This window comes from Limosilactobacillus viscerum (assembly GCF_947387525.1).
In the GTDB taxonomy this organism is placed as follows: domain Bacteria; phylum Bacillota; class Bacilli; order Lactobacillales; family Lactobacillaceae; genus Limosilactobacillus; species Limosilactobacillus viscerum.
In genome coordinates this window covers 1-24,909 of sequence record NZ_CANDNW010000013.1, presented here as the reverse complement: position 1 = coordinate 24,909, position 24,909 = coordinate 1, and the positions used below count along the sequence as shown (strand labels likewise).

The 24,909-nt window shown below is 45.9% G+C and carries 24 protein-coding genes and 1 other annotated feature; all 24 genes read left to right on the top strand.

Annotation, left to right across the window (positions count from 1 at the left end; translation table 11 throughout):
- The first annotated feature begins 11 nt into the window (after positions 1-11).
- The 24 genes from QOS07_RS05155 to QOS07_RS05040 all read left to right on the top strand — a co-directional run bounded on the left by QOS07_RS05155 (position 12) and on the right by QOS07_RS05040 (position 24,708).
- Positions 12-365, top strand: a complete 354-nt coding sequence (locus QOS07_RS05155) for a septum formation initiator family protein (RefSeq protein ID WP_283587932.1) — start codon at positions 12-14, stop codon at positions 363-365.
- Complete coding sequence (locus QOS07_RS05150) at positions 365-2,497, top strand: penicillin-binding transpeptidase domain-containing protein (protein WP_283587931.1); 2,133 nt, start codon at positions 365-367, stop codon at positions 2,495-2,497. The genes QOS07_RS05155 and QOS07_RS05150 overlap by 1 nt, the downstream gene beginning before the upstream one ends.
- Positions 2,498-2,512: 15 nt before the next feature.
- Positions 2,513-3,481 carry a phospho-N-acetylmuramoyl-pentapeptide-transferase gene (mraY, locus tag QOS07_RS05145; protein WP_283587930.1) on the top strand — a complete coding sequence of 323 codons (969 nt, stop codon included), beginning with the start codon at positions 2,513-2,515 and terminating at the stop codon, positions 3,479-3,481.
- A gap of 26 nt (positions 3,482-3,507) precedes the next feature.
- Positions 3,508-4,884: a UDP-N-acetylmuramoyl-L-alanine--D-glutamate ligase gene (gene murD / locus QOS07_RS05140; protein ID WP_283587929.1), complete on the top strand. Its 1,377-nt coding sequence runs from the start codon at positions 3,508-3,510 to the stop codon at positions 4,882-4,884.
- Positions 4,884-5,987 carry an undecaprenyldiphospho-muramoylpentapeptide beta-N-acetylglucosaminyltransferase gene (murG, locus tag QOS07_RS05135; protein ID WP_283587928.1) on the top strand — a complete coding sequence of 368 codons (1,104 nt, stop codon included), beginning with the start codon at positions 4,884-4,886 and terminating at the stop codon, positions 5,985-5,987. The genes murD and murG overlap by 1 nt, the downstream gene beginning before the upstream one ends.
- 20 nt (positions 5,988-6,007) lie before the next feature.
- Positions 6,008-6,844, top strand: coding sequence for a cell division protein FtsQ/DivIB (locus tag QOS07_RS05130; protein ID WP_283587927.1), 837 nt, complete (start codon positions 6,008-6,010; stop codon positions 6,842-6,844).
- Between the two features lie 128 nt (positions 6,845-6,972).
- Complete coding sequence (gene ftsA / locus QOS07_RS05125; RefSeq protein WP_283587926.1) at positions 6,973-8,349, top strand: cell division protein FtsA; 1,377 nt, start codon at positions 6,973-6,975, stop codon at positions 8,347-8,349.
- 20 nt (positions 8,350-8,369) lie between these two features.
- Complete coding sequence (gene ftsZ / locus QOS07_RS05120; protein ID WP_283587925.1) at positions 8,370-9,626, top strand: cell division protein FtsZ; 1,257 nt, start codon at positions 8,370-8,372, stop codon at positions 9,624-9,626.
- A gap of 81 nt (positions 9,627-9,707) precedes the next feature.
- Positions 9,708-10,133: a cell division protein SepF gene (locus tag QOS07_RS05115; protein ID WP_283587924.1), complete on the top strand. Its 426-nt coding sequence runs from the start codon at positions 9,708-9,710 to the stop codon at positions 10,131-10,133.
- Positions 10,134-10,143: 10 nt separating this feature from the next.
- On the top strand, positions 10,144-10,404 hold the full coding sequence (locus tag QOS07_RS05110) for a YggT family protein (RefSeq protein ID WP_283587923.1): 261 nt from the start codon (positions 10,144-10,146) through the stop codon (positions 10,402-10,404).
- 10 nt (positions 10,405-10,414) lie between these two features.
- On the top strand, positions 10,415-11,197 hold the full coding sequence (locus tag QOS07_RS05105) for a YlmH family RNA-binding protein (protein WP_283587922.1): 783 nt from the start codon (positions 10,415-10,417) through the stop codon (positions 11,195-11,197).
- A gap of 15 nt (positions 11,198-11,212) precedes the next feature.
- Positions 11,213-11,977 carry a DivIVA domain-containing protein gene (locus QOS07_RS05100; RefSeq protein WP_283587921.1) on the top strand — a complete coding sequence of 255 codons (765 nt, stop codon included), beginning with the start codon at positions 11,213-11,215 and terminating at the stop codon, positions 11,975-11,977.
- A gap of 25 nt (positions 11,978-12,002) precedes the next feature.
- Positions 12,003-12,217: a binding site (T-box leader), on the top strand.
- 55 nt (positions 12,218-12,272) lie between these two features.
- On the top strand, positions 12,273-15,068 hold the full coding sequence (gene ileS / locus QOS07_RS05095) for an isoleucine--tRNA ligase (protein ID WP_283587920.1): 2,796 nt from the start codon (positions 12,273-12,275) through the stop codon (positions 15,066-15,068).
- Positions 15,069-15,183: 115 nt separating this feature from the next.
- On the top strand, positions 15,184-15,387 hold the full coding sequence (locus QOS07_RS05090) for a cold-shock protein (protein ID WP_283587919.1): 204 nt from the start codon (positions 15,184-15,186) through the stop codon (positions 15,385-15,387).
- Positions 15,388-15,401: 14 nt separating this feature from the next.
- Positions 15,402-15,956: an NUDIX hydrolase gene (locus tag QOS07_RS05085; RefSeq protein WP_283587918.1), complete on the top strand. Its 555-nt coding sequence runs from the start codon at positions 15,402-15,404 to the stop codon at positions 15,954-15,956.
- Entirely contained in the window at positions 15,946-16,227 is a 282-nt protein-coding gene (locus tag QOS07_RS05080) for a hypothetical protein (protein WP_283587917.1), read from the top strand. Before QOS07_RS05085 ends, QOS07_RS05080 begins: the two co-directional genes overlap by 11 nt.
- A 14-nt stretch (positions 16,228-16,241) precedes the next feature.
- Positions 16,242-16,937, top strand: coding sequence for a 5'-methylthioadenosine/adenosylhomocysteine nucleosidase (locus QOS07_RS05075; protein ID WP_283587916.1), 696 nt, complete (start codon positions 16,242-16,244; stop codon positions 16,935-16,937).
- 18 nt (positions 16,938-16,955) lie between these two features.
- Entirely contained in the window at positions 16,956-18,122 is a 1,167-nt protein-coding gene (locus QOS07_RS05070) for a cysteine desulfurase family protein (RefSeq protein ID WP_283587915.1), read from the top strand.
- Complete coding sequence (locus QOS07_RS05065) at positions 18,122-18,472, top strand: DUF1831 domain-containing protein (RefSeq protein ID WP_283587914.1); 351 nt, start codon at positions 18,122-18,124, stop codon at positions 18,470-18,472. Before QOS07_RS05070 ends, QOS07_RS05065 begins: the two co-directional genes overlap by 1 nt.
- 102 nt (positions 18,473-18,574) lie before the next feature.
- Positions 18,575-19,708, top strand: a complete 1,134-nt coding sequence (gene mnmA / locus QOS07_RS05060; RefSeq protein WP_283587913.1) for a tRNA 2-thiouridine(34) synthase MnmA — start codon at positions 18,575-18,577, stop codon at positions 19,706-19,708.
- Positions 19,709-19,830: 122 nt separating this feature from the next.
- Positions 19,831-20,487 (top strand): histidine phosphatase family protein, encoded by a 657-nt coding sequence (locus QOS07_RS05055; RefSeq protein ID WP_283587912.1) that lies wholly within the window; start codon positions 19,831-19,833, stop codon positions 20,485-20,487.
- A gap of 13 nt (positions 20,488-20,500) precedes the next feature.
- Positions 20,501-21,187 (top strand): tetratricopeptide repeat protein, encoded by a 687-nt coding sequence (locus tag QOS07_RS05050; RefSeq protein WP_283587911.1) that lies wholly within the window; start codon positions 20,501-20,503, stop codon positions 21,185-21,187.
- A gap of 20 nt (positions 21,188-21,207) precedes the next feature.
- Complete coding sequence (gene recD2, locus QOS07_RS05045; RefSeq protein ID WP_283587910.1) at positions 21,208-23,649, top strand: SF1B family DNA helicase RecD2; 2,442 nt, start codon at positions 21,208-21,210, stop codon at positions 23,647-23,649.
- Between the two features lie 84 nt (positions 23,650-23,733).
- A complete protein-coding gene (locus QOS07_RS05040) occupies positions 23,734-24,708 on the top strand; it encodes a ribose-phosphate diphosphokinase (RefSeq protein ID WP_283587909.1) in 975 nt (324 codons plus the stop codon).
- Positions 24,709-24,909: the final 201 nt, after the last annotated feature.

The following is a 24,909-nucleotide window of genomic DNA, read 5'->3' as shown; positions in this document are numbered from 1 at the left end:
TAGTGTTAAAAATGGGTTCTAATGCAGCGAGAAAGTATGAAGAAGAGGAAACACCGAAAAGAGCGACGCAGGTAACGCCCGCCAACCAACCAGTTCGTTGGAACCGTTTTGAACGGCTACTAATGGTAGTTGGTAGTGCGATTACCCTCCTATTGATTATTACCTTACTTTCTACTAAAATCTCTATTAATACTCGCCAGCACGACCTGCAAGATTTGCAAGCAAAGATAACACAGGTTAAAAATAATAATGCAAGTGACCAGCAAGAAATTGCTGAGTTGACGAGCCAGTCGAATTTGAAGCGTGCTGCCCACAAGTATGGTCTTACTGACAAAAATTCAAACGTAAGGAACGTTAATCGATAATGAATAAAGAACCTCAACGAGCGAAAACTAAGAGAAATAATAATCGGGGAAATTTTGGGAAATGGCTGTTTCTCATTACGATTGGATTGTTTTTCTTATTTTTCGTTCGTTTTGCGTATATTGCAATTAATCGTGACGTGCAGCACGTAAATTTGCAGTCACAAGCAGAACAAATTTATACTCAGCGGCGGACCATCCAAGCTAAACGGGGAAATATTTACGATAGCAAGGGTAGTGCAATTGCAACCGACACCAGTAAATATACCGTTTATGCTGTGTTGGACCATAATCAGCGGTCGACCAGTGGAAAGCCAATGTACGTTGAAAACAAGGAAAAAACGGCCCGGGTATTGGCAAAGTATATAAATATGCCGTATTCAAAGATTCTCAAACGGCTCAATACGAAGAACCAGGCATTTCAGGTTGAATTTGGTACGGCTGGCAGCAACCTGTCAGTTGCAACAATGCAAAAGATAAAGAAGGAAAACCTTCAGGGAATTGATTTCATTGCGACGCCCGCCCGCCAGTATCCAGAAGGAGAATTTGCTTCACAGATCCTGGGGATTGCTTCACCAAAGACCAACTCCAATGGTCAAACAACACTAGTGGGGCAAATTGGCCTTGAAGGGTACTTTAATAAGCAGCTAACCGGTACTAATGGGATGCGGAAAGATAAGCAGGATATCTATGGTTACCGGATTGCTAATTCCAAAGAGGTCACTAAGCAGGCGGTTAATGGGGATGATATATACACAACCATTGACCCTAAGACACAGCACATGCTAGAGACAAAAGTGGGCAAGGTCTACAAAAACGGGCAGCCCAATGCGGTTACCGCAATTGTAATGGATGCTAAGACTGGTCGGATTGTGGCTGCAACCCAACGGCCGACCCTTAATTCTAAAGAACCAGTTTGGCGGAACATGTTTGTTCAGGATGCATACGAGCCTGGATCAACCATGAAAATTCTCGCATTAAGTGCTGCAATTGATTCGGGCCACTTTGACCCCAATGCAACCTTCCAATCTGGTACTTGGGCCATGGGCGGTGGAAAAATCGTCGATTGGTCAAGTGGTGGTTGGGGAACAATCACCTACAAGGATGCGTTTGATATGTCGAGTAACGTCGGCTTTGCTCACGTTGAACAAAACATGGGTGCAAAGACATGGATGAAATATATCCGGCGGTTTGGCCTGTTAAAGAAGGTCAACGTCAATGGTATGGGTAATGAAGTATCCGGCTTCACCCAGTTCAAGGGAATCCTTGAACAAGCTAACACCGCGTTTGGCCAGGGGATCACGGTCAACCAGATGCAGATGTTACGGGCATTTGGTGCGGTTGCGAATAACGGGAAGATGATGCAGCCATACATTGTCAAAAAGATTGTCAATGATAATGGCAAGGTTGTTCAGCAGACAAAGCCAAAAGAAGTCAGTCAGCCAATTAAGGCATCAACTGCCAAGCAGGTTCGAAAGTACATGCAAGGAGTTGTTTACGATAAGAAGGGTCTTGGTCACGACTTCCAAATCAAGGGGCACCGCGTTGCCGGTAAAACGGGGACGGCCCAAATTGGGGGTGCAAATGGTTATAGTAAGGGTGATACGAACTACCTTTACTCCTTTGCCGGAATGGCCCCGGCCAAGAACCCGCGCTATGTAATGTACATTACTCTGCGGCAACCGAAGAACCTAAGCACCTCGGCCACTAAGCAAATGGCTTCAATCTTCAACCCCGTGATGAAGATGTTACTGGAGAAGAATAAGTCAACCAACGCAAGTGTTGTAAAAATGCCAAACGTGGTTGGCAAGAGTACTGATGATGCCAATAAAGCCTTATCCGGTGCTAATATTCAGCCAGTAGTGATTGGCAGTGGCAAGACTGTCCGCAGCCAGTCGGTTACGGCGGGAACAAAATTACTGAAAAACCAGCGGATAATTCTTGATACTGGTGGTCAGTACCGGATGCCGGACATCAGTGGCTGGAGTTCTGCTGACGTCCAACAGCTTGCTAACAAGCTCAACCTTAAATTAAAGGAAAAAGGTAGCGGCTACGTAAGCAAGCAAAGTATTAAAGCAAATGATAAAGTTACCAAGGATCAAACATTAACAGTCACTTATAAGACACAACAATAATTCAGGAGGATTGTAATGAATATATTATCGATTGTACTAACGTTAATTAGTTCATTCTTAATTACCTTTCTTTTAATGCCTTCGTTAATTCGCTATTTCCGGGCAAAAAAGGAAGGACAGCAGATTCGCAAAGAAGGGCCCAAGTGGCACGCAAAAAAAGCTGGAACCCCGACAATGGGGGGCTTGCTCTTCATCATTTCAGCAGTGATTACCGTTTTATGGGTTGCTGCATGGCAAGGATTAATTGATAACACCCTGTGGGCACTGCTCTTTACCTTAGTCGTTTATGGACTAATTGGGATGTGGGATGACAGTATTAAAATCTTCCACCACCAAAATGAGGGCTTTAAGGCATGGCAAAAAGCACTTTGTCAGGTGGTTGCCGCAATGGTCTTTACGGTAATTTACCAGCACGAAGGTTTTCAAATGGGTTTTTGTAACGGTCAATATGGATGGCTTTACGGCTTATTCATCATCTTCTGGATGGTTGGTTTTTCAAATGCGGTTAACCTGACTGACGGTCTTGATGGACTGGTTAGTGGGTTAAGTATTATCTCCTTTATTGCCTACTTAATTATTGCCCTCGTAGGAATCAACAACCCCGGCTATCCGGAAATTGCACTATTCTGCCTAGCCATGATTGGTACCTTGGCCGGCTTTTTCCCGTTCAACCATAAGCCCGCTAAAATCTTTATGGGTGATATGGGTTCGTTGGCAATTGGTGCTTCGCTTGCAGCTGTTTCGCTGCTCTTACACCACGAATGGTCACTGTTAGTGATTGGGATTGTGTATGTTTGTGAAACGGCAAGTGTCATGTTACAGGTCGCATCATTTAAGTTAACGGGTAAGCGGCTGTTTAAGATGAGCCCAATCCACCACCACTTTGAAATGTGTGGTTGGAGCGAATGGAAGATTGACATTGTCTTCTGGATCGTTGGCTTGATCGGTGCAATTATTGCGGTTGCAACAATCTTATTTGCATAAGTTAGTTGAAGGGAAGAATTGGTAAGATGAAAAAAGTCACGAAGTATCAAGGTAAAAATGTTTTAGTCATGGGGTTTGGTATTAGCGGACTCAATGCAGCGCACTTGCTGGTCAAGCTAGGTGCAAACGTTACTGCTAATGATATGAAAACGCCGAAAGACCCGGCCATTATTGATGGACTGGAAAAGGACGGAATTAAGGTCATTACCGGCAGCAACCCATTGAGCTTAGCTGATGATAATTTTGCCGTAGTGGTTAAAAATCCCGGAATTCCGTACGATAACCCGCTAGTTGCTAAGTTTGTGGAAAAAGGGACCCCGATTATTACCGAAGCAGAGCTTGGCTGGGAAATTTTTGCGGGGCACCTGGTAAGTGTTACTGGTAGCAACGGTAAGACAACGACGACGACGCTGACCCAGTTGATGCTGGCAAAGAGTTCGACTCATAATGTCAAATATGCTGGTAACATTGGTGTTTCTTTTAGCAAAGTTGCCGAAGAAATGGGCCCCGATGACACATTGGTCACTGAACTCTCTAGTTTCCAGTTACTTGGTGCGCCAACCATTCACCCCCACATTGCGATCATTACCAACATCTTTTCAAATCACTTGGATTATCACAAAACACGTGAAAACTATATCAATGCCAAGCTAAACATTACCCGCAACCAGACGAAAGATGACTTCTTAATTATGAATTGGGACCGTGATGAATGGCAGGAGATTGCTCGCCGCAGTCAGGCAACGATCGTTCCGTTCTCCCGGCAAAACAAGAGTCACGAAGGTTCTTATGAAGAAAATGGTGATATTTACTGGCGTGGTGAAAAAATCATGGCGGCAAAAGACATCCGCCTGATCGGTCCACAAAATGTTGAGAACGCATTGGCTGCTATAGCGGCGGCAAAGTTAAGCGGCGTTTCCAATGAAGATATTATTAACGTACTGACTACCTTTGGTGGGGTTCGTCACCGTCTTCAATACGTTCTAGACTACCAGGGACGGCGCTTCTACAACGATTCCAAGTCAACCGATATTGAAGCTACCGAGGTTGCACTGCAGGGGTTTGAACAACCCGTCATCTTACTAGCTGGTGGCCTCGACCGGGGTTACACCTTTGAACGGCTGGTGCCTTATTTCAAGAAGCACGTTAAGGGAATTATCGTCTTTGGTCAATGCAAGGACAAGATGAAGGATGCCGCTGAACAGGCGGGCATCCCAACCATCTTGGAAAGTGAAAATGCCATTACAGCGGTTCCGGAAGCATGGAAGATTAGTGACCCTGGTGATGTCATTTTACTTTCACCAGCGAATGCAAGTTGGGACCAGTTCCCAAGCTTTGAAGTGCGCGGTGATAAGTTCATTGAAGCAGTTGAAAAATTAACAGGCGAAAAGGAGAATAATTAATGCGGTTATTAGTTTCTGGTGGTGGGACTGGTGGTCATATTTATCCCGCCCTGGCCTTAATTGAACGGCTAAAGCAAGTGGAACCAGACACGGAAGTCCTTTATGTTGGAACTACCCGCGGACTGGAAAACAAAATTGTCCCGGATGCGGGAATTAAGCTTGAGACAATGCAAATGCAGGGATTTAAACGGTCACTTTCCCTGGAAAATTTTAAGACGGTTTACCTCTTCTTAAAGTCGGTTCACCATGCGAACAAGATTATTCGTGACTTTAAGCCCGACGTTGTCTTAGGAACGGGTGGCTATGTCAGTGGTGCCGTTTTGTATGCTGCAGCCAAGCACCATGTGCCAACCGTTATCCATGAACAAAACAGCGTGGTTGGTGTGACTAATAAGTTTCTTAGCCGCTATGTTGACCAGATAGCAATTGCCTTTGAGGCAGCACGTAGCCAGTTTCCGGCAGACAAGGTCACCATGGTTGGTAATCCGCGTGCACAACAAGTGGCATCACAGGTTGACAGTGATTTTTCCTGGACAAGCTATGGCTTAAAGGATGATGTCCCAACCCTAATGATTTTTGGTGGGAGCCAAGGTGCGCCAAAGATTAACCAAACGGTGGTTGATGCGATTCCTGAATTTAACCAACGGGATTACCAGGTGATTTTTGCAACTGGTCAAAAACGGTATGACCACGTCAAGGAGCAGTTAAAAAACGTAAGGATTGGTTCTAATATTAAGGTTGTTCCTTACATTAAGGATATGCCAGCAAAGATGCCGCGGGTAGCAGCCCTGGTTTCACGGGCTGGTGCGACGACAATCGCGGAAGTGACGGCACTGGGGGTACCGACGATTCTTATCCCGAGTCCTTACGTCACCGCTAACCACCAGGTAAAGAACGCACAGGCATTAGTAAAGAAAAATGCTGGTGTAATGATTACTGAAGACCAGCTTGATGCACGGTCGCTGCTGGTTCAAGCTGATAAAATAATGCAAAACAAAGAACTGCGTGAAGAGATGGCCGCCGCAGCAAAGAAAATGGGGAAGCCTGACGCAGCAGATCACCTGATCAAGGTACTGCACCGGGCAATTGACGAACACCAATAAAATGGAAAGGAGGACTGGACTTGGATAAGGATAAAGTAATTCCAGAGCACCAGCGCTATTCGCAGCTGCTGACAGAACTTGAACAACGAAGTACCAAAAACCTAGAAGCAGCTAAGCCAAAAGAGCGGATTGGCCATAAGGTCCGTGGAATTAAGCTTTACCGTTATTTCACAAATGGTGAACGGGTCCTCAAGTTAATTCTCCTTTTTGGTATCGTTTTGTTGTTGATGTTGTATGTTATTTCTCCCTTGAGTAAGGTTCGAACCATTACGGTGACCGGCAATAGCGAGTTGAGCCAGAAACAGGTGGAAGATGCAACACAGGTTCGCCCGGGACGCTATATTTGGGGTGTCGCCGCTAGTAAGAAGTCGATCAGTCGTCAAGCTCACCAACGTAATCCACAAGTGAAAAGTGTTGCGGTTAAAGTTACTGGTGCCCAGTCACTTCAATTAACGGTAACGGAAAATCCAGTTGTGGGCACGGTTGAAATTGGCCAACGGGATTATAATGTTTTAGCCAATGGTCAGTTGCAATTAGCTAAGAGCGATAAAAGCAAGATCCGCTACCAGCATTTTGCGGGCAACCGTCAAAAGCTGACCAAGACGGCTGTTCAAATTGGCCAATTAAAGCCGGTTATCAGGAATGCAATTTCTTCAGTCAATTATCAGCCAGCTAAGGATGCACCAAATCGGTTGATAATTTACATGCGTGATGGCAATACCGTATATGCAAACATGAACACCGTGGGGAAGAAGATGGCCTACTATCCAGCAATTGCAGCAACAATGAAGCAGGCAGGAGTGGTCGACCTTCAGGTAGGTGCTTATTCTTACAGTTATGGATCACGTGACAAGTGATTTTTCAGAAAACATCACATAAAGCATTTTTGAACTTAGAAATATGTGGTAAAATCAAACATGAATAAAATTAAAATACAAATTTTTTAATTGAGTATAATTTGTTGTTTTAGGAGGGTGCCGTTCAGATGGATAATTCAGAGGTATTTGTTGGATTGGATATTGGAACTACCTCGATTAAGGCACTAGTTTGTGAAAATGTGAAGGGGCAGCTAAAGGTCATTGGCGTAGGGATAGCACCCTCTACCGGACTAAATCATGGTGTAATCGTTGACATTGATAAAACTGCCCAAGCAATTTCACAAGCTGTTGCTAAAGCTGAGGAAAAATCTAATCTAAGCATTAAAAAACTAATCGTGGGCTTACCAGCCAACTATTTACAAATGCAAAAAGTTCATGGAATGATTACGGTTGCTTCGCAAGGACAGTCGCGAGAAATTGTCAACCAGGACGTAATTGATGTCGCAAAGGAGACATTGACACAGAATATACCACCTGAGCGGGCAGTCTTAGACTTGATTCCAACTGAATTTTCCGTTGATGGCTTTGGTGGAATCAAAGACCCACGGGGGATGGTCAGTGTCCGTCTTGAGATGAAGGCAACCCTGTATACTGGTCCTAAGACAATTCTTCACAATACCAAGAAGGCTGTCCAGCGTGCTGGTTACGTGATCAAGGACTTTGTGATTTCACCGATCGCGACTGATTTCAACCTGCTAAATGATGGCGAACAGGATTTCGGTACGGTGGTAATTGATCTTGGCGGTGGTCAAACGACGACTTCAATTGTTCATGACCATCAACTGAAATATACCTTTGTTGACCCTGAAGGTGGTCAGTATGTAACAAAGGATATTTCGACCGTTCTTAATACTTCCCTGAAGAATGCGGAACGCCTAAAGCTTAATCATGGTTACGCCGACCAAAGCTTAGCTGACCCAGAGGCACAGGTTAATGTTAACGTTGTCGGCAAGAATGAACCAGTTCAGTTTACCGAAGAATACTTGTCAGAAGTAATTGAGGCACGGATGCGCCAAATCTTTGAACGGATTCACCAACGCCTACAATCAATTCATGCACCGGAATTACCTGGCGGTGTCACTATTATTGGTGGCGGGGCAGCAATGCCTGGTGTTAAAGAGTTAGCTGAACAGTATTTTGCTGGCAACATTAAGGTATACGTACCCGAACAAATGGGAATTAGGCACCCTGGCTACGCAACTAGTCTGGCTTTATCAATGTATGAAAGTCAGCTTTCCGATGTTGATAAGTTAATAAAGCAAACTATTCAGCAACCTGATATAATAGAAAGCCCAAGGGAAGAAGAACAGCAGCCAGCTACTAATGGTGGACGGCAGCTGGTTCACCAGTGGTCAAATGAGGAGCCCCAGCCAACGCGTTCAGAAAAGAGCCGTTCCAAGGAGAGAAAACGGTCAGAGCCAAAGAAGAGCAAACACTCATTTGGTAGCAAATTAAAGGGCATGTTTGATAACCTATTTGATTAATTCACGGAGGAAAGATTTCTATGGATAACGAGACAAGCACGATGGATAACGAATTTGCTGGCGCACGGATTAAGGTAATCGGTGTCGGCGGTGGTGGCGGTAATGCCGTTAACCGGATGATTACAGAGAAGGTAAAGGGTGTTGACTTTATCGTTGCCAATACTGACCGGCAAGCATTGAACAGCTCAAAGGCTTCAACTAAGATTCAGCTTGGTCCTAAATTGACCAAGGGACTTGGTGCGGGTTCAAAGCCAGAAGTTGGTGAAAAGGCAGCACAAGAAAGTGAAGAAGCAATCAAGAAGGTACTGGAAGGCGCAGACATGGTCTTCATTACTGCCGGAATGGGTGGTGGTACCGGTACTGGTGCTGCTCCAGTTGTTGCTAAGTTAGCTAAGGATAGTGGGGCTTTAACTGTGGGGGTAGTTACGCGCCCATTCTCATTCGAAGGCCCACGCCGGGGAAAGTATGCCGTTGAAGGGCTTGAGAAGTTAAAGTCCAACGTTGATACCCTAATCATCGTTGCCAACAACCGTTTGCTGGAAATGATTGATAAAAAGACCCCAATGATGGAAGCATTTAAGGAAGCTGATAATGTTTTGCGTCAAGGTGTTCAAGGGATTTCTGACTTAATTGTTACCCCTGGTTACATTAACCTTGACTTTGCCGACATCAAGACGCTGATGTCTAACCAAGGTGCGGCCTTGATGGGTGTTGGTTCTTCTACTGGCGAAAACCGGGCTACTGAAGCTACCAAGAAGGCTATTTCATCACCACTGCTTGAACTGTCAATTGACGGTGCCCAACACGTGTTGATGGATATTACTGGTAGTGAAGATATGGCAATGTATGAAGCCCAGGAAGCATCTGATGTAATTAAGCAGGCTGCTGGGACCAATGTTGATATTTCGTTTGGGATGTCACTGGATAAGAACATGGGTGACGAAGTACGGGTTACTGTTATTGCAACGGGAATTGACAAGCCAAAGAAGACTCGTCCAGCCCGGCAGCAACCACAGGCTTCCCGTCCAGCTCAACAACCGGCCCAGGGCAATGATGCTGCACCACAAGGTAACGATAACGCAGCAGCCGACCCCTTCGATGGTTGGAATGACCCAACTGCAGAAGTTAATTCAAATACCAACGAGAAGATTGATGACCAGTTTTCCCATGTTGATAAGCCAGAATTTAATGTTTTCAATGATGACACGGCTAACTCAGATGATGGTGATGATGATAACCTGTCGACGCCACCATTCTTTAAGAATCGTCGTAAATAATTAATGTAAAAGGGGGAGTAGTTTAACAAGCGGGTTAGATTACACCTCTTTTTCATAACTAGCAGAGAAAGGAGAAGAAAAATGGCAGCTAATTTTTTGAAGAGCTTGTTTGGCGATGATGAAGTTGAACAAGATGAATATTATGAAAATAACCAGCCGGCCCAACGGAATAGTGGGTCGAATAAGGTAGTTTCTTTTAGTGAAGGACAAGCCCATGCGGGACAAAAAGTTAGTCAAATCTCACTGTATGAGCCACGGATGTATGCGGACGTTAAGCAAATTGCCTCGCAGCTGTTAGCTGACCGGGCAATTGTGGTTAATTTTACCCAGATGGATAGTAAGTCTGCTGCACGGATGGTTGATTTTCTAAATGGGACTGTTTACGCAATTAATGGTGAAATGAAACGGATCGGCAAGGAAATTTTCCTCTGCGCACCGAATAATTTTGAAGTATCAGGCAATCTTTCAAGTAGTTTGAAGGCTGAATCTGATCACTTTAACGACTAAGGAGGACAACATGGCTTTCCTAGTAGGGCTATTAAATACCCTGATCAATGCCTATATCTGGGTGATCGTTATTTGGTGCCTGCTATCGTGGTTTCCCAACGCACGAAGCACCCGTTTAGGCGAGATCATTAACCGGTTGGTTGAACCCTATATGCACTGGTTTGATTTTATTCCACCACTTGGCGGGATTAGTTTTTCACCGGTAGTTGCAATTTTTGTTTTATACATGGTTCAAAATGGTTTAACAGCATTGACACATTTTATCGGATAGCGATGAAACTATGGAAGAAAATATTAAACAGCACTTTCGGCCTAATGAAGCAGGATTGATTGACCAGGTTGCTGATTGGATTAGTACGGCAATAACGCAATACCGGCCAGTTTTAACGTATTTTCTTAACCCACGGCAGCGGTATATTGCGCAAACGCTAGCTAACCGGGAAGATGAAGTGAAAATGGCGAGCAGTGGTGCCTGGACAGGTGCCGAGATGCAACGCTTACTCTTTTATCCAACTTACTATCAGCCACAGCAAGATGACTTTGAACTAGCTGTTCTGGAGGTTAACTACCCCGTCAAATTTACTGAGCTGCACCACCGCCAAATCATGGGAACCCTCATTGGTGAAGGGTTAGAGCGAAACGCCTTTGGTGATATCTTAGGCGATGGTGAACGCTGGCAGGTAGTCGTTACCAAAACGATGGCGAAGTACCTGCGGACTAATGTGCACCACATTGGTCGTGCCAAGATTAAGTGGGAATTAGTTGATGAAGATGAAGTCTTGCACCCCGTCGAGGACTGGGAAGAAGTTAGCACTACTGTAACGTCACTCCGGTTGGATAGCATCGTTGCAGCTGGGTTTAATTACTCCCGGAACCGGGCAAAACAGCTAGTAGAGCACGGTCAAGTTCGCCTAAATTGGGAAGAAGTTAACCGTCCGGACGAAACGGTCGTTGTTCATGACTTGATTTCAGTCCGTCATGGTGGCCGGATTAGGATCGATAGTGATAACGGAATGACGCGAAAGAACAAGGAAAAAGTAGTATTATCTGTGGTACATGCATAAATTGGAGGAATAATAATGGGGTTAACGGTAAAAGATATTAATGAGCAACAATTTTCAACTAAGATGCGGGGCTTTAACCAGGATGAAGTTCGTCGGTTTATTGAACAGGTTTCGCAAACCGTTCAAGAACTGACGGAAGAAAATCATGCCCTCAAGGAAACGATTAAGGCCGATGAAGGTAAGCTGAAGTACTTTAGTGAATTGAAGGATTCACTGAACAAGTCAATCCTGGTTGCACAAGAGGCTGCTGATAAGGTTAAGAACAATGCAAAACGGGAAGCCGATATTATGGTGCGGGAAGCACAAAAACAGGCAACTGACATTGTTTCCGAAGCCAATGAAAAGGCTAACCAGGTAATTGAACAAAGTACCCAAGAAACGCGGAAGCTGACGACTGAGACCAATGACTTGAAGAAGCAAACACGGATCTTCCGTCAACGTCTCCAGGTAATGCTGGAATCACAGTTAGAAGTTGTTAAGAGTGACGAATGGGACAAGCTGCTGGCTGATGATGATTTAGCTCAGTATAATGAAATCCAAAAGATCTTGGGAAAGAACCTTGACAACGAATCAGCAGAAAGTGTAGAATCTACAACAATTAGTTCCGATCCTGCAGAGGACGATGAAAGCATTAACCGTCCTGCAGTTGAACCTGCTCCGGCAGTGCCAGATCCGGCACCAAGTGTTGCACCACAAGATAATAGTGAACCAGCGCCAGCATCTGCTGACTCTGGTGAAACAGTGGTTGTCTTCCCTGATAGTGACCAGGATAAGAACTAGGATAAATAATTACTACAATTACCCTAATAAAATGTTGAAGAGAATTGAAATCAGCAGTTAATACCCAAGCGAGTCGGCGATTGGTGGGAGGCTGATGGTATTGCTGGTTTCTGATCATCTCGGAGTGTCATGCTGAAGGTTAGTAAGTGTGGCCGGCTCATTACCGTTAACCAATGACCAAAGGAGATCCAACTGGGTCTTGAAATTGGGTGGTACCACGAAAAAAGCTTCGTCCCTGTAATGGGATGGAGCTTTTTTATTAGGGTAAGTAATCAAGAGAAAGGAGTCGTTTGCCATGCGGGTTAAGGATACATTAAACCTGGGCCGGACTAAGTTCCCAATGCGGGGAAAGTTACCGGTTACCGAAGCAAAACGTGAACAGCTTTGGGAAGAAAACAAAGTATACCAATTACGACAAAAATTAAATGAGGGTAAGCCAACATTTGTCTTACATGATGGCCCTCCATATGCCAATGGTAACATTCACATTGGTCATGCCATGAATAAGATTTCCAAGGACTTCATTGTCCGCTATAAGTCAATGACTGGCTTCCGGGCACCATACGTTCCTGGTTGGGATACTCACGGTTTACCAATTGAACACCAATTGACTAAGTCTGGCTATGACCGGAAGAAGATGTCGACGTCAGAATTCCGTGACCTTTGTCGTAAATATGCCTTAGAGCAAGTCGATAAGCAACGGACGGACTTTAAGCGCCTCGGGGTCAGTGGTGAATGGGACCATCCTTACTTAACACTGAATAAGGAATTTGAAGCAGCCCAGGTACGGGTCTTTGGTGAATTTGCCAAGAAGGGCCTGCTTTACCAAGCCAAGAAGCCTGTTTACTGGTCATGGTCATCTGAATCAGCCCTGGCCGAAGCCGAAGTTGAATACCATGACGTAGTTGCTAAGACCGCCTTCTTTGCCGAGCAAGTAAAGGATGGCAAGGGGATTTTAGATGACAACACGTACCTGGTTGTCTGGACGACGACACCATGGACCGTACCAGCTTCTGAAGCCGTTGCTGTTAATGCTAAGTTTGACTACTCCGTTGTTAAGCCCGCTGATGATGACCGTCAATTTGTCATCGGGACCGAACTACTGGAAGGCGTTGCTGAAAAGCTCGGTTGGGAAAATTATGAAGTGGTTAAGCACCTGGCTGGGACCGACCTGGACGGGATGGTCACAAAGCACCCATATCTGGACCGTGATATCCTGGTTGGCACTGCCGACTACGTTACTGCCGATGCTGGTACTGGTTTAGTCCACACCGCTCCTGGCTATGGGGATGATGACTACCACTTTGGTTTGGAACACAACCTGCCAATCTTTGCACCAATCAATGATCAAGGGGTACTGACGAAGGAAAACGGGGATGACTTTGACGGCGTCTTCTACCAAGATGCGGATGATATTTCACTGAAGAAGTTGGAAGAAAACAACTCACTTCTGCTGGAAGAACCGTTGAAGCACTCCTACCCATTTGACTGGCGGACAAAGAAACCGATCATCTTCCGGGCAACTGACCAATGGTTTGTTTCCATCGATAAGATGCGGCAAGAGATCCTCAACGCCTTAGAAGATGTTGACTACAAACCATCCTGGGGGAAGGTTCGTCTGCGCAACATGATCAAGGACCGTGGCGACTGGGTAATTTCCCGGCAACGGGTTTGGGGGGTACCACTCCCAATCTTCTACGCTGAAGATGGCACACCAATCATGGAAGAAGAAACCATTAACCATGTCGCTGACTTGTTTGCAAAGTACGGTTCTAACGTCTGGTTTGACCGTGATGCTAAGGACCTCCTGCCAGATGGCTACACTAACGAACACTCCCCACACGGTAAGTTCACGAAGGAAACTGACATCATGGATGTTTGGTTTGACTCTGGTTCTTCCCACCAGGGTGTCCTGGCAGAACGTGACTACCTAACTTACCCGGCTGACCTTTACCTCGAAGGTTCAGACCAGTACCGTGGTTGGTTCAACTCCAGTCTGATTACCAGTGTTGTTTGCTCTGGCAAGGCTCCATACAAGGGCATTGTTTCCCAAGGATTTACCCTGGATAAGAAGGGCAAGAAGATGTCCAAGTCGATGGGGAACGTTATTGACCCGAACAAGGTGGTTAAGCAGATGGGGGCCGAAATCATCCGTCTGTGGGTAATGTCTGCTGATACTTCTGCGGATGTCCGGGTTTCCATGGGAACCTTCCAGCAGATTTCCGAAGCTTACCGGAAGTTGCGGAACACCTTCCGCTTCTTGCTGGCTAACACCGGTGACTTTGATCCTGCTGAAAACACTGTTTCATACGGTAAGATGGCCAGTGTTGACCAGTACATGATGGTTAAGTTAAACCACTTCTTAAAGGAAATGCGGGCTGACTTTGACGAATATGACTTCCTGGATGCTTACAAGCTCCTGATCAACTTCGTCAACAACGACCTGTCCGCCTTCTACATGAACCTCGCCAAGGATGTCCTCTACATTGAACCAGCAGATTCTGAAGCTCGTCGTTCAATGCAAACGGTCTTTTACAACATCCTGTTGACGATGGTTAAGCTCTTAACCCCAATCCTTCCGCACACGACCGAAGAAGTCTGGGAATACATGGATGAACCAGAACAATTTGCTCAGTTGACGGAAATTCCGGACCCACGGACCTTTGACAACGAAGCAGACCTGCTGGACAAGTGGGACCAGTTCATGGAAATTCGTTCACATGTATTAAAGGGCCTGGAAGAAGCACGGAATGACAAGCAGATTGGTAAGTCCCTTGAGGCCCAAGTTGACCTTTACCTCGATGACAACCAACAAAAGCTGGTTGATAGCTTGGACGAAAACGTGGCCCTCCTGTTAGGGGTATCTGCCTTGAACTTCCACCCATTGACCGAAGCACCAGCAGATGCTGACAAGTACAATGACGGGGTAGCGGTTAAGGTATCACCAGCACAAGGTGAAACCTGTGCTCGTTGCCGGATGGTCAAGGAAGATGTCGGTACTGACGATGCATACCCAATGCTTTGTGCCCGTTGTGCAAAGATTGTCTGGGAAAACTATCCAGAGACAGTTGACGAAGGGCTCGAAAAGTAAAAAATTATTATAATAACCGTTGATTAACAATGCCAATCAATGACATTCAATTTCAGGCGGTGTAAAATACCAAGTGACGCTTGTTGCTTGGTATTTTTGTTTAGTAGGTGAAAGAATGCTTAAAGGTGAAGTAAAGAGCTTTGATGAACAAAAAGGGTGGGGCTTCATTAATGTTCCCCACGAAGGAGAAATTTTTGTCCATTATAGTGGAATTGAAGGGACACACCGTCGGATCTTACACCCTGGCGAAGAGGTTTCGCTAGTGGTTGTTCAGGGGAAGAAGGGGCCCCAAGCCGCCCATGTGCGGGTAATTAAGTAAGGAGGTTGACGGAGATGCAATTTGAAGAAAAGCCGGTCAGCAGCAAAACTGTTTTTGAAGGGCATTTAATTGACGTGGAGGTTCAACAGGTGCGGACTCCCCAGGGGAATATTGCCCAGCGGGAGATCGTTCACCATGCACCAGCCGTCGCCTTATTAGCAATAACCGCTGATGATCAGATGATCCTTGAAAAGCAGTGGCGGTCACCGATTGCCAAGACAACTTTAGAAATCCCTGCTGGTAAGGTTGACTCTCGTGATGAAGATAGTGCCAAGCACGCCGCAATCCGGGAGTTAAACGAGGAGACCCGCTACCAGGCGGACCAGCTAAAGAAACTATCAAGCTTCTATACGTCGGTTGGTTGTATGGATGAGTATATGACCCTCTACTTAGCAACGGGTTTACGACCAGTCGACAAAGAATTGCCGCAGGATCAAGATGAACAATTGGTCCTCCAAACGGTAACCTTAGACCAAGCACTGGCAATGATTGACAGCGGTGAAATTGAAGATGCCAAGACAGTGATGGCAATTTACTACTGGCAAGGAATGAAGAAGAATGGACAATAAACAAGAACCAGTTAACGAAGAGAAAATGTCCCGGAAGCAATACCGGGAACAGCTTAAGCAGCAAGACCGCTACTTAGACGATGACCTGATTAGTCGTGATGACCAAAACGAGGGGAAAATCGCTGAAGGTCGGCAGCAGTTTGCCGATGAACAAAAGGCAAGGAGCGCTGAGGAAAAGACAGCGGTCTTAAAGCGAAAACTCAATATTGCAATCATTGCCCTTATTGTGGCAATTATAATTGTTTACCTGATTTTGTTTTACGTTGGATAAAGAGGAGTGGAAAAATGCGTTTCGGAATTATTTGTGCAATGCCCGAGGAAATTAAGGAACTAAAGGCACAGTTAGCGGGCGAAGAAGTTAAGGAAATCGGTGGTAAGGACTATTACTTTGGTCAGATTTCAGGACAAGAAGTCGTGCTGTGTGAATCGGGAATTGGTAAGGTTGAGGCCGGAATTACTACCGAACACCTAATTACTGATTGTGGCGCGGATGTCGTGATTAATTCTGGCTCTGCTGGTGGCATCGGCGCCGGACTCCACGTGGGAGACGTCGTTATTTCAACAGAAACGGCATACCACGATGTTGATGCCACGGCATTTGATTACCAGTACGGGCAACTACCAGGAAAAGAGCCGCGGTTTGTGGCCTCCGAAAAATGGGGAAAGGCACTGGAAAAGGCGGGTGAACAAACCGGCTTAAACATTAAGCGGGGGTTAATCGTCTCTGGTGACCAATTTATTGCCAGTCAGGATGCAATTACCACAATCCTAAAGAACTTCCCGGACGCGCTTTCTAGTGAAATGGAAGGGGCCGCCGTTGGTCAAGTTGCCACTGACCACCACGTGCCATACGTTGTGGTACGCGCAATGTCTGATACTGGTGACGAAGATGCCGGTGTCAGCTTTGATGACTTTATTATTGATGCTGGTAAGCGGTCCGCTAACATGCTTTTACAACTGTTTAGCGACCTTGCCGACTAAAGAAAGGAAGCAAGTATTTTGAAGGAAGTTTACTTGGATAACGCCGCCACCACACCGATGACTCCCGAAGTGATTGATGAAATGACAACCCAGATGAAGGATGCCTGGGGTAATGCTTCGACTGGTTATTCATATGGGCGGAATGCTAAGCTGGTCCTTGAAAACAGTCGGCATGTTTTAGCACAAAGCATTAATGCTGATGATAATGAGATTGTGATTACCAGCGGGGGAACGGAAAGTGACAACACCGCCATTATTCAAACCGCCTTTGCACGGCAAAAGTTAGGCAAACACATTATTACAACGGCAATTGAACACGAGGCCGTCTTGAAACCCCTTCACTTCTTGGAGGAGCATGGGTTTGAAGTAACCTACCTGCCCGTAGATGAAAACGGTAATATCTCACTGACTGATTTTAAGGCTGCCTTGCGTGATGATACCATCCTGGTAACGATCATGTCGGGAAATAATGAGGTTGGTAGCCGGATGCCAATTCACGAAATTGGTGAAATCTTAAAGGACCACCAGGCTTGGTTCCATACAGATGCAGTTCAGGCATATGGCCTGTTGCCAATTGACGTCAAGGCTGACCATATTGACATGCTCTCGACGTCTGCCCATAAGTTGAATGGGCCCAAGATGATTGGCTTCTTATACCGTCGTGATGGAATCAACTTCCCTAGTTTTATTAAGGGTGGCGACCAGGAGACAAAGCGGCGGGCCGGGACCGAAAATGTTCCAGCAGTGGCCGCCTTTGCCAAAGCAGTTTCAATTGATACGCCGGAAGAAAAGAAGCGGCGGCAGGAACGCTACTACCACTTTAAAAAGAAGATTGTCCAGGGCCTGCGTGACAATGGGGTTGACTTTGACGTAAACGGGGAAATCAAGCCCGATAATTTAAATCACGTCCTTAATTTATGGTTTAAGGGAATTTCGACTTACGTCATGCAAACCGATTTAGACCTAGCAGGAATTGCGGTTTCCGGTGGGTCTGCTTGCACGGCAGGAAGTATCGAACCTTCCCACGTTTTAACCGCCATGTATGGCGCCGACAGTCCGCGGATTTCACAATCAATCCGAATCAGCTTTGGAGCATTGAACACGGACGAGGATATCGATAAGCTAATTAATGCAGTCGTGAAAATCGTTAATAAGTTGAAGAAAATTAACGGGGGTGAAGAGTAATGGAATTTACGAAGAGTGTTAAACTCCCTGGGGATAAAGATACGTATACAATCAGTCCGGAACTAAAAAAATACACCCTGATTGATCTTGGCTTTGAAGAGACGCGGCGGGGCAACTTTGAGTATAAGGGAAGCCTCGATACTGATAACCCCTTTAAGCCGGTTGCCCGCTTGCGGATCCTAATTAATGCGGACCTTGACGGCTTTAAAATGGAGACCGTAACAGGGAATGGGGCCCGTAAGATTAACATCTTCAACCACCAGCGGTCGGCTGAATTTATCGAACAACTTCACTTTATTTTAAAAGAAATGATTGAAAGAAACGTATTTATTAGTAACGAGGGAAAATAAGTGCAGCCCGTTGCATACTTTGTTACAATAAACGATACTGGAAGCATGCGACCTTCAATCGTAGATTATTCCAGAATCTATTTGAAATGATGGTGATAAATAATGACTGACCACAGCCAAACGCGTGTTGTTGTCGGTATGAGTGGCGGAGTTGACTCCTCCGTTACCGCACTGCTGTTAAAGCGCCAGGGCTATGATGTCGTTGGTGTCTTCATGAAAAACTGGGATGACACTGATGAAAATGGTGTTTGTACCGCAACCGAGGACTACAAGGACGTGGCAAAGGTAGCTGCCAAGATTGGTATTCCATACTACTCGGTTAACTTTGAAAAGGAGTACTGGGACCGGGTCTTTAAGTACTTTATTGCGGAATATAAAAAGGGACGGACACCTAATCCCGACGTAATTTGTAATAAGGAAATCAAGTTCAAGGCCTTCATTGATTATGCTAACCAGCTGGGGGCGGACTACGTAGCCACTGGGCACTATGCTGACCTAAAGCGGGATGCTGATGGACGGATGCACCTGATGCGGGCGGCTGACCAGCACAAGGACCAGACCTACTTCCTCAGCCAACTTGATTACCACCAGTTGGACAAGGTAATGTTCCCGCTGGCAAAGTATACTAAGCCGCAAATTCGTGAGATTGCCAAGGAAGCAGGATTGGCTACTGCTGATAAGAAGGATTCGGTTGGAATTTGCTTTATCGGTGAAGATGGTCACTTCCGCGAGTTCTTGAGCCAGTATATTCCTGCACAACCGGGCAAGATGGAGACCGTGGATGGTAAGGTTGTTGGTAAGCACATGGGCTTGATGTACTACACCATTGGTCAACGGCGGGGCCTTGGCCTTGGCGGTAATAAAGAGAGTAACGAACCATGGTTTGTGGTTGGCAAGGACATTGAAAAGAACGTCCTTTACGTCGGCCAGGGTTACCATAACGAGCACCTTTATGCTACCCACTTGGAGGCAAGTGATATCCACTGGGTGGATGATGTCGTTAGTCGCTATGGTCGTGACTTCCACTGCACGGCAAAGTTCCGGTACCGCCAAAAGGATGTGGGGGTAACTGCCCACATCGCAGATGATGACCAAACGGTAACCGTTGAATTTGATGACCCAGCACGGGCAATTACCCCCGGGCAGGCGGTTGTCTTTTACGATGGTGAGGAATGCCTTGGTAGTGCAATCATTGACCGGGCATACAATAATGAACGGCAATTGCAGTACGTTTAATTGACATATTACAAAATCCGGACCGGGTACTGGTGCCCGGTGCCGATACATAGTTTGAAACAAGAGTGAACAATTATTATTTTTTCTGGTAAGATATTAGTTAAAAAGGTTTGCGATGAAAAATGACAAAAGTGTATTTAATCCGTCACGGAAAAACTGAATGGAATTTACAATCACGGTACCAGGGTGCCCACGGCGATTCGCCATTGCTGCCGCAAAGTTATCAAGAAATTGAACTGCTTGCGGACTCGTTACGGACCGTTGAATTTGCGCACGCGTACGCTAGCCCATTAAAGCGGGCCCGGGTTACCGCTCAAAAGCTAATCCAGCATCTTGACCAGCCAATTCGGTTGACCATTGATAGCCGGTTGATGGAGTTTAACCTTGGTCAGATGGAGGGGATGCACTTTGACGATGTTGCCAAAAAGTGGCCCGAGGAATTAAATAATTTCCGTCATCACCCAGACCGGTATGATGAAACGGCAACCGGTAGCGAAAGCTTTGCCCAGGTTATTGACCGTGTGGGGTCAGCGGTGAAGGAGTTCTGCCGGTTAAATCCAGACAGCAATATTTTAATTGTGTCGCACGGTGCCGCACTGAATGCAACAATCAATGCCTTGATCGGGACACCAATGCCCCACTTGAAAGACCGTGGCGGGTTGAGTAATACCTCGACGACGATCCTTGATACTACTGATGCAGAGCATTTTACCCTCGAACAGTGGAATGACACTTCCTACTTACACAAGACCAAAGTAGACCCTACTGATACGATTTAATGAGGTGATTGTGATGGAAAATAAAGAAGAATTTAAGGATAGTAAAAAACGGGAAACCGAAAAATTAGTTCACAAGCTGATCCGGGCCATTGATGAACATCCCGACAAAGTCAACAATTATTACGACCTGGGTTCCCTGTTAACGCGGTTAAACGACTATGAACAGGCGGAAGAGCTCTTCATGAAGGCCCTGGGAATCTTTGAAGCAAAGGGTGATCAGTCAGCGATCAACCTCCTCAATTATGGTCTTGGTAACCTTTACTACGAGGTCGGTAAGACTGATAAAGCAATTAACCTTTATAACAAGATTGAAGATAAGAAGTTAAAGGCTGACTCATACCTGATGTTGGCCCAGAGCTACATGAAGAAGGGACAGCACAAGCAAGCAGTTGCCTATGGTATTACTGCCCATGAATTGCGTGCTGAGGACCCAGAAATTAACCAGGTGCTCGGTGACTCACTGTTAGCACTAGGTGAGTTTACAACTGCTAAGAAGTATTACGATGCGATCTTAAAGCGTCACCCGGGACGGGCAGATACGCAGTTTAACCGGGGAATCGTTGCGATGGTTCTGGGTGAGCCTTACAAGGACTACCTGACCCAGGCTAAGCAGCTTAACCCTACTTACTACGAAAAGAGTGAGAAGCGGTTAGCAGAGATCGAAAAGACGCTGCGTGCTACTCAAGGTAAAAATGAATAATCAGGGAAAGGATGACTTCAATGGCAACTGAAATGGACTTATTCAAGACGCCGACGGAGCCGTCTTTTTTTATTGGCCAAGTTCAGTCGGAAATTTTTACCAGTCCTGATTCCTTTTATAAGGTCCTGGCCGTTTCGGTGGAGGAGGCTAATTTTGACTGGTCAGAAACTGAGATTACGGTGACCGGTAGCTTCGGTGACCTCAGTGATGACCAGACCTACCGCTTTGAGGGACAATTAATTGAACACCCCCGCTACGGCTGGCAGTTTCAGGCAAGTTCGTACCACGTTAACCAACCGACTAGCAAGGCAGGGTTAGTCGAGTATTTATCCGGAAAACAGTTTCCGGGCGTGGGGCAGAAAACGGCGGAGAAGGTTGTTGATGCATTAGGAACTGACGCAATTGATAAGATTAGCGCCGACCCACACGTGCTGGATGACCTTAAATTGCGCACGGCGGTAAAAAAATCAATTATTGAGAACCTACAGGCCAGCCAAGGACTAGACCAGGTAATCATTGGCCTAAATGATTACGGCTTTGGCAGTAATTTGATTAGCACAATCGTTGACCGGTATGGTGATGATGCTCTTCATATTATCAGTGAGAATCCCTACCAGTTAGCTGCGGAAATCGATGGGATTAGTTTTAAACGTGCTGACCAGGTCGCCAAGAAAATTGGAATTGCGGGTGATGACCCGCGGCGGATTACCGCGGCGATTGTCCAGTCACTTGATGACTTGACCATGGCTACCGGTGATACATATACGAGTGCTGAGCCGCTGTTGGCGAATGCCCAACGGTTACTAAATGAATCGAGTAATGGCCATGTTAATGAAACGGTGGTTGCTGACCAGATTGTTGAATTAGAGAAGAAAAAACAAATCCACTATGAAGAGAACCGGTTGTACCCCACCAATCTTTATCGAGCAGAGTACCAAATTGCTGACCACCTTAACCGCTTGATGAGCGCAAAGGAAGAGACGGTTGCTGACGAGACTATTACTAAGACCCTCGACCACGTTGAAAGCGAAACGGGGATCAAATATGACCAAGTTCAGGTATCCGCAATCAAGACCGCCCTTAATAATAAAGTAATGCTATTGACCGGTGGCCCGGGGACGGGGAAAACAACCATTATCCGCGGAATTGTTGAGTGTTATGCTAAGGTTCATCAGATTTCATTAGATATTGATGAATACAAGGAAAAGACGTTCCCGGTCCTTTTAGCAGCACCAACCGGTCGGGCTGCCAAGCGGATGAGCGAGGCGACTGACTTGCCAGCCAGCACGATCCACCGGATGTTGGGCTTAAATGGCCGGGAATTGCCAACGGATATTAATGCTCGTGACTTAAAGGGGTCGTTATTAATCGTAGATGAAATGTCGATGGTTGATACATTACTCTTTAAAACGTTAGTTCAATCAATCCCCACGGCGATGCACGTGGTCCTGGTCGGGGATAAGGACCAGCTACCGTCAGTTGGCCCGGGCCAGGTCTTCCATGACTTGTTGGAGTTCCCTGAATTACCGAAAGTAGAGCTGACCAATATCCACCGTCAGTCTGCTGATTCAACGATTATTCCGCTTGCCCACGCGGTGAAGGAAGGACGGGTACCGGCAGACCTGATGGCGAAGAAAGCTGACCGGTCATTTATCCCGTGTCAGGCTTGGCAGGTGCCAGATGTAATTGAACAAATTATTAACCTCAGCCAGCAGCGGGGCTTTAATGCAACTGATGTCCAGATCCTGGCCCCAATGTATCGCGGCGCAGCGGGTGTGGATAACTTAAATGAGCTTGCCCAACAGGTTTATAATCCGCCAACAAAGGATAAGCAGGAAGTTGAGTTTCGTGGTCAGATTTTCCGGGTTGGCGATAAGGTCTTACAACTGATTAATAGTCCAGAAAATAACGTCTTTAACGGTGATATCGGAGAAATTGAAGCAATTGAGAACCAGAAGGGCAAAAAGGGCTCATCAATGACGATCGATTTTGATGGAAATGAGGTTAATTACAGCCGGATGGAGTGGAACCAGCTTCAGTTGGCCTACGCGATTTCGATTCACAAGTCACAGGGGAGTCAGTTTAAGATGGTATTATTGCCGGTGGTCCGGCAGTTCAGTCGGATGCTTCAACGGAACTTGGTTTACACCGCAATTACCCGGGCGGCAGATAAACTAGTCCTTATTGGTGAAGCACAAGCAATGGCAATGGCCGTGAAAAATGTTGGCACTAACCGGAAGACAACCCTGCTAAACCGGCTGAATGATCGCTGGCACCGTTCTCCAGCAAAATCGACGCCGGCAGCCAGTGGAAAAGAGCCACCGGTAGAAAAGGTCGATGAAGAAGAGCCGGTCGTTTCTGCACCAATCACTAACCAGCAGGTACTTACGGCAGAATTGATTGCTAATAACAGTGTCGACCCGATGATCGGGATGGATGGGATCAGGCCGCAGGATCTGTAATAAAATAACGGTCCCTCTTGATTGCGCCGGCAAATGTTGCGATAATAAAAACAGATACTGTTTGGAAAAAAAGGGAGTACAACAATGACGCAGATAAAAAATGCTCAAAATGTTCGGCTATTTGCCTTGAACTCAAACCGACCACTTGCTGAATCAATCGCTGAAAAGATTGGTTTGCCGCTCAGTAAGGCCTCAGTAAACCACTTTGCTGATGGTGAAATTAAAATTACCATTGATGAAAGCATTCGTGGTTGTGAAGTGTATGTAATTCAGTCTGTTTCTGACCCGGTCAATACTAACCTGATGGAGTTACTGATCATGGTAGATGCGTTGCGGCGTGCTAGTGCTGCTAAGATTAACGTGGTAATGCCATACTATGGTTATGCCCGTCAAGACCGGAAGGCACGTAGCCGTGAACCAATTACTGCAAAGTTGGTTGCTAACCTCCTCGAAATGGACCAGATCAACCGGCTCGTGACGATTGACCTTCATGCCGCACAGGTACAAGGTTTCTTTGATATTCCGGTAGACCACTTGCAGACGACTAGTCTCTTTGCTGATTACTTCTACAAGCATAATTTGATTAATGATGACACCGTTGTTGTTGCTCCTGACCATGCGGGGGTTAGTTTTGCCCGTAAGTTTGCTGAGCGAATTAAGGCACCAATTGCAATTATTGATAACCGGACTGATGAGGTTCGGGAGCAAACGAAGCAGGAAGTTCCTGAATACGTGATTGGTGACGTAAAGGGAAAAACGGCACTAATTGTTGATGACATTGTCGATACCGGTGTCCGGATGAAATTATCTGCCCAGGCCTTAAATAAGTTTGGGGCTAAGAAAATTTATGGGGTTGCCACGCACCCCGTTCTTTCTGGGAACGCGGTTAATGTTCTCCAAAATTCAATGCTGGAAAAGATCGTGGTCACCAATACAATCCACTTACCAAAGGAAAAGCAATTTGGTAAACTAGTTCAGTTGTCAGTTGCAGACCTATTGGAAGAAGCAATTGTTCGCATCCATAACCACCAGTCAATTGATACTTTGTTTAACCGTTAAAAGTAAATAAAAAAAGAGCTGTGACACAACCCCGAGGGCCTGCGACGCGTAGCTAGACACTAAGGCCTTGGGTTGTGGCATGCGATATCTCTATAATATTCGGAGCTAAAAAAAGGAGGCTGGGAATTAACTATTAATTTTTGGTTCTCTAACAGTAAAATCCGGACTATGATTTTTGATTGATTCAAAAATCGTAGTCCG

Coding starts and splice junctions, on each gene's coding strand:
- QOS07_RS05150 (WP_283587931.1), top strand. CDS start 365: ATGAATAAAGAACCTCAACGAGCGAAAACTAAGAGAAATAATAATCGG.
- QOS07_RS05100 (WP_283587921.1), top strand. CDS start 11,213: ATGGGGTTAACGGTAAAAGATATTAATGAGCAACAATTTTCAACTAAG.
- QOS07_RS05075 (WP_283587916.1), top strand. CDS start 16,242: ATGCGTTTCGGAATTATTTGTGCAATGCCCGAGGAAATTAAGGAACTA.
- mnmA (WP_283587913.1), top strand. CDS start 18,575: ATGACTGACCACAGCCAAACGCGTGTTGTTGTCGGTATGAGTGGCGGA.
- QOS07_RS05090 (WP_283587919.1), top strand. CDS start 15,184: ATGCTTAAAGGTGAAGTAAAGAGCTTTGATGAACAAAAAGGGTGGGGC.
- murG (WP_283587928.1), top strand. CDS start 4,884: ATGCGGTTATTAGTTTCTGGTGGTGGGACTGGTGGTCATATTTATCCC.
- murD (WP_283587929.1), top strand. CDS start 3,508: ATGAAAAAAGTCACGAAGTATCAAGGTAAAAATGTTTTAGTCATGGGG.
- mraY (WP_283587930.1), top strand. CDS start 2,513: ATGAATATATTATCGATTGTACTAACGTTAATTAGTTCATTCTTAATT.
- ftsA (WP_283587926.1), top strand. CDS start 6,973: ATGGATAATTCAGAGGTATTTGTTGGATTGGATATTGGAACTACCTCG.
- QOS07_RS05040 (WP_283587909.1), top strand. CDS start 23,734: ATGACGCAGATAAAAAATGCTCAAAATGTTCGGCTATTTGCCTTGAAC.
- QOS07_RS05155 (WP_283587932.1), top strand. CDS start 12: ATGGGTTCTAATGCAGCGAGAAAGTATGAAGAAGAGGAAACACCGAAA.
- QOS07_RS05050 (WP_283587911.1), top strand. CDS start 20,501: ATGGAAAATAAAGAAGAATTTAAGGATAGTAAAAAACGGGAAACCGAA.
- recD2 (WP_283587910.1), top strand. CDS start 21,208: ATGGCAACTGAAATGGACTTATTCAAGACGCCGACGGAGCCGTCTTTT.
- QOS07_RS05115 (WP_283587924.1), top strand. CDS start 9,708: ATGGCAGCTAATTTTTTGAAGAGCTTGTTTGGCGATGATGAAGTTGAA.
- ileS (WP_283587920.1), top strand. CDS start 12,273: ATGCGGGTTAAGGATACATTAAACCTGGGCCGGACTAAGTTCCCAATG.
- QOS07_RS05080 (WP_283587917.1), top strand. CDS start 15,946: ATGGACAATAAACAAGAACCAGTTAACGAAGAGAAAATGTCCCGGAAG.
- QOS07_RS05065 (WP_283587914.1), top strand. CDS start 18,122: ATGGAATTTACGAAGAGTGTTAAACTCCCTGGGGATAAAGATACGTAT.
- ftsZ (WP_283587925.1), top strand. CDS start 8,370: ATGGATAACGAGACAAGCACGATGGATAACGAATTTGCTGGCGCACGG.
- QOS07_RS05085 (WP_283587918.1), top strand. CDS start 15,402: ATGCAATTTGAAGAAAAGCCGGTCAGCAGCAAAACTGTTTTTGAAGGG.
- QOS07_RS05055 (WP_283587912.1), top strand. CDS start 19,831: ATGACAAAAGTGTATTTAATCCGTCACGGAAAAACTGAATGGAATTTA.
- QOS07_RS05110 (WP_283587923.1), top strand. CDS start 10,144: ATGGCTTTCCTAGTAGGGCTATTAAATACCCTGATCAATGCCTATATC.
- QOS07_RS05105 (WP_283587922.1), top strand. CDS start 10,415: ATGGAAGAAAATATTAAACAGCACTTTCGGCCTAATGAAGCAGGATTG.